This is a genomic window from Sphingomonas sp., from assembly GCF_039594485.1.
GTDB lineage: Bacteria > Pseudomonadota > Alphaproteobacteria > Sphingomonadales > Sphingomonadaceae > Sphingomonas.
Genome location: NZ_JBCNNI010000070.1, coordinates 1 through 7,416, shown reverse-complemented (window position 1 = coordinate 7,416; position 7,416 = coordinate 1). Strand labels below are relative to the sequence as shown.

Sequence of the window (7,416 nt, the reverse complement as noted above, 5' to 3'; positions counted from 1 at the left end):
CGTGGCGGGTAAACATCAGGTAGGGGATCAGCACGCCGCAGGCGAGCGACATGGCGACGTCGATCCACCACAGGATATGCGCGACCGGCACGATGCCATTTCCGAACCGCGCGATGCCGAAGGCGAGACAGCCGTTGATGATCGTCGCCAGCCCCATCGGAATGGTCCCGATGAACATCGACACGGTGTTGTGCCCGAAGATGCGCCGCGCCTCGTGCCCGAACATCACCCAGCGCGCGCCATAGAGGCCGGCGAACAGCGCGAAGAGCGCGATATTGAAGAACCACAACACCTCGCCGACAGGTTTAAGCGAAGGCCCGATGCCGGGCACCTGCGGCAGCGCGAGGGCAAGAATGCCCGTGCCCATCGTCGCGGCGAACCAGTTGGGCGTGAACTGGCGGATCATCTCGCGGGGGTGATCGAGCCGGCTGAGCGGCTTGAGGCCGCTGAGAACGGAGTGCGTGTCGGCAGTCATGCGACCTGCTCCTTGATGAGATCCGTCAGCGCGTCGGCCGCGCGGGTGCGATAGCGCTCCTTGTGGCGCAGCGCGTGAAAGGCGCGGTCGGGCAGCCCGAGCGGCAGCTCGACCAGATCGCCGGCCTTGAGCGCGCGTGCGACGACCAATCGCGACAACACGGCAACGCCGGCACCGGCCTCGACCGCGGTGCGCACGGCTTCGTTGGACGGCAGCGTCATCGCTACCGTCAGCTGGGTCGGATCAAACCCGCGCTTTCGCAGCACGTCCTCGAAGGTCGAGCGCGTGCCCGAACCCTGCTCGCGGACGATCCAGCGTGCAGCCCGAAGCCAGTCCTCGTCGACGCGCCCGGCGTCCTCGCGGCCGACCAGCACCATCGGGTCACGCCCGACATTCCAGTGGGCGAGCGCCGGTTCGTCCACCTCGCCCTCGACAAAGCCGAGTTCCGCCGCGCCGCTCAGGACCTGCGCTGCTGCACCTTCGGTGTTGTCGATCGCCAGTTCGACCGCGATCTGCGGGTGGCGTTCGTGGAAGGCGGCGAGCTTTGCCGGCAACCAGTAGCTCGCGATCGTCTGGCTGGCGACGATCCGCAACGAACCACGCGCGAGCCCGGCATAGTCCGCCAGCATCGTCTCGGCATGGGCTGCCCGCCCCAGCACCGCGCGCGCTTCCTCCAGAAAGCCGCGGCCTGCTTCGGTCAGCTGGATGCCACGCCCGACGCGGTGAAACAGAGGAACCCCGTAGCGCGCTTCGAGGGCTGCGACCGCGCCGGAGGCAGCAGACTGCGTGACATTCAGCGCTTCCGCTGCCTTGGTGACGTGTTCGCGCTCGGCGACACCGACGAAGATTCTGAGCTGCTCCAGGGTCATGCAGCTTATATCGCGCAATCTGATTGATACGACCAACCGTTTGATCTGTTTATTCCAATCTGGATATCGGAACGATCGGTAATCCTTCGTCTGCGACAGTCTTGAAGACTTGAAGCGATCCGCGCGCTTGCGGCGTTGGTTCGTCCATGACTGATATGATCGAGCGCAAATCCGATCCCTACAACGCCGAGCCGACGCCTAACGCGCTGATCGAACGGTTCCTGACGCCGCAGGCGCTGTTCTACGTGCGCAGCCATGGTGCAGTGCCTGACCTGCCCGCTGATCACCGGGTCGAAGTGAGCGGGACAGGCGTGGCGAGCCATTCCTTTTCGGTCGAGGAGTTGAAGAGCACGTTCGCCACACACACAGTGACGGCTGTGCTCCAATGTGCCGGCAACCGGCGCACGGATCTCCAGCAGGTCGCCAAGACCTCCGGCGATCCGTGGGATGTGGGCGCGATCGGCAATGCGGAGTGGACCGGCGTACGACTGTCCGACGTGCTAGATGCGGTCGGCGCGCCGGATGCGTCCGAATTGTTCGTGGGCTTCACTGGCGCGGACGAGGTGGACGTGGACGGCGGCGAAGCCTTGTTCGGAGTATCGATCGCCATGAGCAAGGCGCGGGAGCCCGACGTACTCCTCGCCTGGGCGATGAACGGCGAACCGCTGACGCCCGAACATGGCGCCCCGCTCCGCATGGTGGTGCCGGGCTATGCAGGCGTGCGCAGCGCCAAATGGCTGACGCGGATCGAGGTGCGCGACACGCCCTCCGACGCACCGATCCAGGCGCACGACTACAAGCTCTTTCCCGCCGATGTGACGAGCGACACCGTCGACTGGGACGAGGGTCTGACCATCAATGCCATGCCGCTCAACGCCGCGATCTGCTCGCCCGGCTCGGGCGAAACCCTGCCGGCCGGGGAAGTGCGGATCGAGGGTTATGCGATCGCCTATGATCGCCGCATCTCGCGCGTCGAGGTGTCGGTGAACGGCGGTCGTGACTGGCAACAGGCGACGTTCGCCGATGATCCGGAGACACGCTGGAGCTGGCGGCGCTGGACCCTCGACGCCACGCTCGGCAAGGGGCGCCAGCATCTTGTCGTGCGCGCCTTCGACGAGGCTGGACAGGGTCAGCCTGAACGACCGGACACGATGTGGAACTTCGCCGGCTACCTGTGCACCGCCTGGCACCACGTTCACGTGCTGGTCGAATGATCGAAGCATCAGCGGCATCGGACATCACCTTCTGGATCGATGCGATCGGCCGGCTGGTGGTGGCGACCGCAGCCGGGATGGTGCTCGGCTGGGAACGCTCGCGCGAGAACCGGCAGATCATGGGCCTGCGGACGCTGGGTCTGGTCGGTCTGGCGAGTTGCATCGCCGTGCAGGCGATCGTGCATAGTGGCTTGCCGAACGTGAACGCCGATGCCGCAGGACGGGCGATGCAGGGCATTCTGTCCGGCGTCGGCTTCATCGGTGCCGGTGCGGTGCTGCGGGTCGGTCAGGGTCAGGAAGTGCATGGTTTGGCGACCGCCGCGTGCATCTGGGTCACCGCCACGATCGGCGCGGCAGCGGGATTGGCATTGTGGCCGCTCATCGTCGGCGGGGTGAGCCTCGCAATGCTCGTCCTGTTCGTCGGAGCGCCGCTGGAACGCCGCATACGCGAGCGGGCCCGCCTGACGCCGGCCGAGGCCGACAGGAAGGATGCCGAGCGCAAGCCGTGATCTCGGCGGTCTACCCAGTGCCTGTCGGCGCCGAGAAGCGGCAAGGCGCTATCAGGACACAAGCGCCGCATCGGCCTGGCGCCGGACCTCGTCGGCGATCGGATGCAACTCGGCCGCGGGTCGCTCGCCCACCACACTATAGCCGATCCCATCAACCGCCCATGTGACCCGGCCCATGGTCCCGCTGGACGTGCTGGTCATGCTCGCGGTCTTGTCGATCTGCATGGGCCTCGTCAGCACCGCGAGTTTCGACGCTTGCGGTCCGTCGTAGAGGAGCAGTGCCGCAGGGCCGTGAGGCGTCGCGACCAATCGCCCCCCGCCATAGCGATAGCCGGCTGTGCTGAGGTCCGGGATGGTGACGCGCTCACCCAGTCGGGCGGAGGTCCACCGGATCAGCATGGCGCGCTGGTCGGGGCCGATTTCCGCCGGTCGTATCCGGTCGGCGGCATAGACACGGAAATTGTCACTCGCCTCGTTGGCCAGCGCCGCGATGCCCGCGCGGGGTTCACCGCTCCACCGCGCGCTCGACCAGCCCCCGCCAAACCCCAACGCCAGCAGAAGTGACGCGGCAATGGCGAGTTGCCAACGCGGTTGCCTTTGCCGTCCCCTGATCGCTGCCACGCGCATCGTCGCCGGAATGGGTTCGTCCGCGATCGTGGCGAACAGGGATGCAAGGGCTCGCGCCTGCTCCGCCTGCTCCCGCAAACGGGCATGCAGATCCGGCTGGCCTTTAAGGTAGGCGTCAACCAGGCGCTGCCGCTCGGGCGACAACCTGCCATCGATCCATGCGGCCAGATCGTCCTCGCCGATCGGGCTGGTCATTGCACGCTCCTCAATCGCGGCCGTTCACCCTCCCGGAGGAGGGTCGCCAGACGGTCGCGCCCCCGCGATATGCGCGACATCACCGTGCCGAGCGGTACGCCGACGACGGCAGCGACCTCCGCATAGGGCAGGCCCTCGACCGAGACTAGGAGCAGCACCGTTCGCTGCTCCTCGGGCAACGCATCAAGGGCGCGCAGCAGGTCGCGGTGGTGTAGGCCTGTGTCCTGATCGGCCGGACGGCCGAGCGTGGCGTCGTCCACGAGGTGGAGCGGAACCGCTGTGCCTCGCCGGCTATGCTGCCGCTGATGGTCGACCAACAGATTGTGCAGGATCGCATAGACCCAGGGGCGGACCTCCGCACCCCGTCGCTGTCGCCAACGCCCGACCGCGCGCTCCAGGCAATCCTGCACCATGTCATCCGCCATCGCCCGGTCGCGCAACCACGACCGGGCATAGCGGCGCAGACCGGGGATCAGTGGCTCGATCGCGGCGGCAAGCGGGTCCATCTCAGTCGCGCTGCACCTGCACGATGCGGCCCGGTGCGCCATTCACTACCTCGGCGACCGCCAAAAAGCGCCGGGGGGCCGCTGCACTGCCCTGAACGATCTGCCGGATCGGACCAGACGCGTTGACGATCGCCGCACCTGCCGGGTTGCTCATGAAGTTCGCAAGCGGCTCTACCGCACCGCTGCCGTCCGCATTGGCAGTCAGCACGAGCATGTAAGGCTTTTTGGGCTGCAAACCGGTCACGGCACTCTGCACGACCTGAATGATGCCCTGGTCGAAGAGGGTAATGCTGCTTGCCGTACCGTTGCCGCCAACCGGCCCCATGGTCAGATGCACCGCCTTGCCGGCCGTCCCGAGCGGTTGGAGATTGTCGGTGCCGGGGCCTGTCGGGACAGCGTTCGGCACATAAGCGATCGCCTGCGGTGCCTGTCCGACCGGCACGGTGGCAACGACCGTGTTGCCGGCGGTGTCGATCGCGGCGAGTTCATCGGCATTCTCCAGCCCGACGTAGATGCGCCGGCCGTCGCCCGATGGCCAGACGCCGTGCGGCATCTTGCCGACCGGGATGGTGGCGACGGGCGCGAAATCGGACGTGCGGAACACCTTCACTGCGTTTTCCCCGCCGACCGTGACATAGGCGAACTGCCCGCTGGTCGTGCGGGCGAAGTTGACATGGTTGGTGATCGGCCCGGTATCCAGCACCTTGAGGATCGCGAAGGGTGGCCTGGCATCGAATGCGACCGTCTTGCCGATGTCCTTCAGCGTGAACCACACCTGCTTGCCGTCCGGCGTTGCGGCGATGTTGGGACAGAACGGGCTTGGCTGTGCCACCTGTCCGACCTGCGCGTGGGTCGCGACATCGAACACGGCCAGCACCGGATTGAACGACGAACAGACATAGCCGTACCGGCCATCGGGCGAGAAGATCGTCATACCCGGACCACCGGGCGTCTTGATGCGCCCCGTCTCCTTGTACGTCGTAGGGTCGAGCACGGCGATATAGTCCTCGCCGCGGACGGTGACCCAGACCTCCTTGCCGTCCGGTGTGAAGAACGCCTCATGCGGACTGCGCCCGACATAGGTCGTGTGCTTGACGGTGTTGGTGGCGGTGTCGATCCACGACACGGCGTTCGATCCGATCGACACGACTGCGAGGGTCTTCCCGTCCGGTGAGAAGCCGAGGCCGTGAACCAACACCTGCCCCTTATAGAGCGGCGAGAAGTTCATCGGCTGCGGATCGCCGAGTTTGATGACGCCGAGCAACCGGTTGTCGGCCGGGTCTGTCACCGACACTGTGTTGGAAAATTGTTCGGATGCATAGACACGGTCGCGGTGGCTGACGGGTACGTCCCTGGCGTTCCACGGCGCCTGCTGGGCCATGGCGATGCTCGGTGCGGCGCTTATCAGCAAGGCGGCCGAGCGCAGGATGGTCCGGATCATGTCAGTGCTCCATATGGCTATGGTGGTCGCCGCCCTGCGTAGGGGCTGGCGTCGAAGGGGGTAGCGGCTGACCGATCGCCAGCTTCATGGCGGCGATCTCCTGCTGCTGATCGATGATGATCTCTTGCGCGATGCGCTTGAGCTGCTCGTTATGGCCGTAGCGCAGCTCCGCCACCGCCATATCGATGGCACCCTGATGATGCGGAAGCATCATCGCCACGAAGTCACGGTCGACGTCGCCGGACGGCTTGACCATCATGCCCGCCATCATCCGGTCCATCGCGGCAGACACCATGCTGGCGTAGCCATTGGCAGGGGCGGCCGCGGCTGCGCCGGTGAGTAGGGTTAAAGCAGTCAGACCCAGCATCCAATCTCGTCTATGCATAAGCCTCCGGCGCATCAGTCTCGAAAGCGTAGACGATGCTCGTCGGGGTTTATTCCATGGGTGAGCCAATTATTGATCCTCACCAAAACAATGGTCTTATCGTAACCCTGCCGTTGGTTGACCAGGTCGCCGTCAAACAGCATATGGTCGGGCACGGCGATGGATTTCCGCCGGGCCATTCGGCCGAACCGCCCTCGCAAGGGCCGATGATTCCTACCAGGCGCCGCAAGGCAGCAAGGAGGAATCGTGCGCGCGACGTTTCGCAATCTCTACGACCAGTTCAACATGGCAGCGTTCATTCGCGATCGCCGCACCCATGCCATGTCGGTGCTGCGGTGGACTTTGATTTTGGTACCGATGGCCGCAGCGGTGGGAACGCTATGCGCGACCTTCTTGTGGAGCCTCGATGCCGTAACCCGGCTTCGCTTTGCCTTTCCCTGGCTGCTCTACCTGCTGCCGATCGGCGGGTTCATGGTCGGACTGCTCTATCATCTGACGGGGCGATCGGTCGAAGGCGGTAACAACCTCATCGTCGAGCAAATCCACGAGCCGGGGGGCGGTGTGCCGCTGCGCATGGCCCCGCTCATCTTCTTCGGCACGGTCGTGACACACCTGTTCGGGGGATCGGCGGGGCGTGAAGGCACCGCCGTGCAGTTGGGCGGCAGTCTCGCCAGCGGGTTCGGCCGCGCACTCAAGCTGGATGCGGAAGCGACACGCACCCTCCTTATGACCGGGATTGCGGCGGGGTTCGGCGCGGTGTTCGGGACGCCGATCGCGGGCGCAGTCTTTGCACTGGAGGTGCTGGCGATTGGCCGGGTCGAGTATCGCGCGCTAGTACCATGCCTGGTCGCGGCACTGGTCGGTGACTGGACCTGTCTTGCCTGGGGCATTCACCACGGCGTCTACCATGTCGATGCGATAATACCGGTCGACGCGCCGGTCGTCGCCAAGGCCGGTGTTGCCGGCATTGCCTTCGGACTGACCGGGCTGACCTTTGCCGAGGCCAATCACGCGCTAGGTGGATGGCTGAAGCGTCTCGTTCCCTATGGCCCACTACGACCCGTTATTGGCGGGCTGGCCGTGATTGCGCTGGTCTGGCTGCTCGGAACCCGCGACTATCTTGGCCTGGGTACGCTCGCCGCGACACCGGACAGCCTGACCATCGCCAGCTTCTTTGGTCCCGATACGCACTCGT

The 7,416-nt window shown here is 65.6% G+C and carries 8 protein-coding genes, 1 pseudogene and 1 riboswitch; of the genes and pseudogenes, 3 read left to right on the top strand and 6 right to left on the bottom strand.

From position 1 onward, the window contains the following. Positions 1-475: pseudogene (locus ABDV78_RS19245) on the bottom strand (C4-dicarboxylate ABC transporter); the annotation flags it as partial. Beyond that, a complete protein-coding gene (locus ABDV78_RS19240) occupies positions 472-1,344 on the bottom strand; it encodes a LysR substrate-binding domain-containing protein (RefSeq protein WP_322965342.1) in 873 nt (290 codons plus the stop codon). The gene ABDV78_RS19240 and the pseudogene ABDV78_RS19245, both read right to left, overlap by 4 nt. A gap of 155 nt (positions 1,345-1,499) precedes the next feature. Here ABDV78_RS19240 and ABDV78_RS19235 point away from each other — a divergent pair, with 155 nt between their 5' ends. Both ABDV78_RS19235 and ABDV78_RS19230 read left to right on the top strand, forming a co-directional pair. Continuing rightward, positions 1,500-2,558: a sulfite oxidase gene (locus ABDV78_RS19235; protein WP_343529059.1), complete on the top strand. Its 1,059-nt coding sequence runs from the start codon at positions 1,500-1,502 to the stop codon at positions 2,556-2,558. Beyond that, complete coding sequence (locus tag ABDV78_RS19230) at positions 2,555-3,067, top strand: MgtC/SapB family protein (RefSeq protein ID WP_058717475.1); 513 nt, start codon at positions 2,555-2,557, stop codon at positions 3,065-3,067. The genes ABDV78_RS19235 and ABDV78_RS19230 overlap by 4 nt, the downstream gene beginning before the upstream one ends. Positions 3,068-3,118: 51 nt before the next feature. On the opposite strand, the gene ABDV78_RS19225 is transcribed toward ABDV78_RS19230, so the two are convergent. Genes ABDV78_RS19225 through ABDV78_RS19210 form a run of 4 tightly spaced genes read right to left on the bottom strand, consistent with a single transcriptional unit; the run spans position 3,119 to position 6,203 of the window. Then, positions 3,119-3,889 carry an anti-sigma factor gene (locus ABDV78_RS19225; protein WP_294195431.1) on the bottom strand — a complete coding sequence of 257 codons (771 nt, stop codon included), beginning with the start codon at positions 3,887-3,889 and terminating at the stop codon, positions 3,119-3,121. Continuing rightward, positions 3,886-4,395 carry an RNA polymerase sigma factor gene (locus tag ABDV78_RS19220; protein WP_058744369.1) on the bottom strand — a complete coding sequence of 170 codons (510 nt, stop codon included), beginning with the start codon at positions 4,393-4,395 and terminating at the stop codon, positions 3,886-3,888. The genes ABDV78_RS19225 and ABDV78_RS19220 overlap by 4 nt, the downstream gene beginning before the upstream one ends. Before the next feature lies 1 nt (position 4,396). Then, on the bottom strand, positions 4,397-5,836 hold the full coding sequence (locus ABDV78_RS19215; protein WP_322965341.1) for a beta-propeller fold lactonase family protein: 1,440 nt from the start codon (positions 5,834-5,836) through the stop codon (positions 4,397-4,399). A gap of 1 nt (position 5,837) precedes the next feature. Further along, positions 5,838-6,203 carry a DUF305 domain-containing protein gene (locus ABDV78_RS19210; protein ID WP_206543616.1) on the bottom strand — a complete coding sequence of 122 codons (366 nt, stop codon included), beginning with the start codon at positions 6,201-6,203 and terminating at the stop codon, positions 5,838-5,840. Positions 6,204-6,367: 164 nt separating this feature from the next. Then, positions 6,368-6,444: riboswitch (Fluoride riboswitch) on the top strand. Positions 6,445-6,467: 23 nt separating this feature from the next. On the opposite strand from ABDV78_RS19210, the gene ABDV78_RS19205 reads away from it, so the two are divergent. Beyond that, positions 6,468-7,416: chloride channel protein (locus tag ABDV78_RS19205; RefSeq protein WP_343529058.1), on the top strand; the 949-nt coding region annotated here is incomplete at its 3' end.

What these genes read in the sequence shown, in the direction of transcription:
- ABDV78_RS19240 (WP_322965342.1), bottom strand. Translation starts at nt 1,344, where the DNA reads ATGACCCTGGAGCAGCTCAGAATCTTCGTCGGTGTCGCCGAGCGCGAA.
- ABDV78_RS19215 (WP_322965341.1), bottom strand. Translation starts at nt 5,836, where the DNA reads ATGATCCGGACCATCCTGCGCTCGGCCGCCTTGCTGATAAGCGCCGCA.
- ABDV78_RS19210 (WP_206543616.1), bottom strand. Translation starts at nt 6,203, where the DNA reads ATGCTGGGTCTGACTGCTTTAACCCTACTCACCGGCGCAGCCGCGGCC.
- ABDV78_RS19230 (WP_058717475.1), top strand. Translation starts at nt 2,555, where the DNA reads ATGATCGAAGCATCAGCGGCATCGGACATCACCTTCTGGATCGATGCG.
- ABDV78_RS19235 (WP_343529059.1), top strand. Translation starts at nt 1,500, where the DNA reads ATGATCGAGCGCAAATCCGATCCCTACAACGCCGAGCCGACGCCTAAC.
- ABDV78_RS19220 (WP_058744369.1), bottom strand. Translation starts at nt 4,395, where the DNA reads ATGGACCCGCTTGCCGCCGCGATCGAGCCACTGATCCCCGGTCTGCGC.
- ABDV78_RS19225 (WP_294195431.1), bottom strand. Translation starts at nt 3,889, where the DNA reads ATGACCAGCCCGATCGGCGAGGACGATCTGGCCGCATGGATCGATGGC.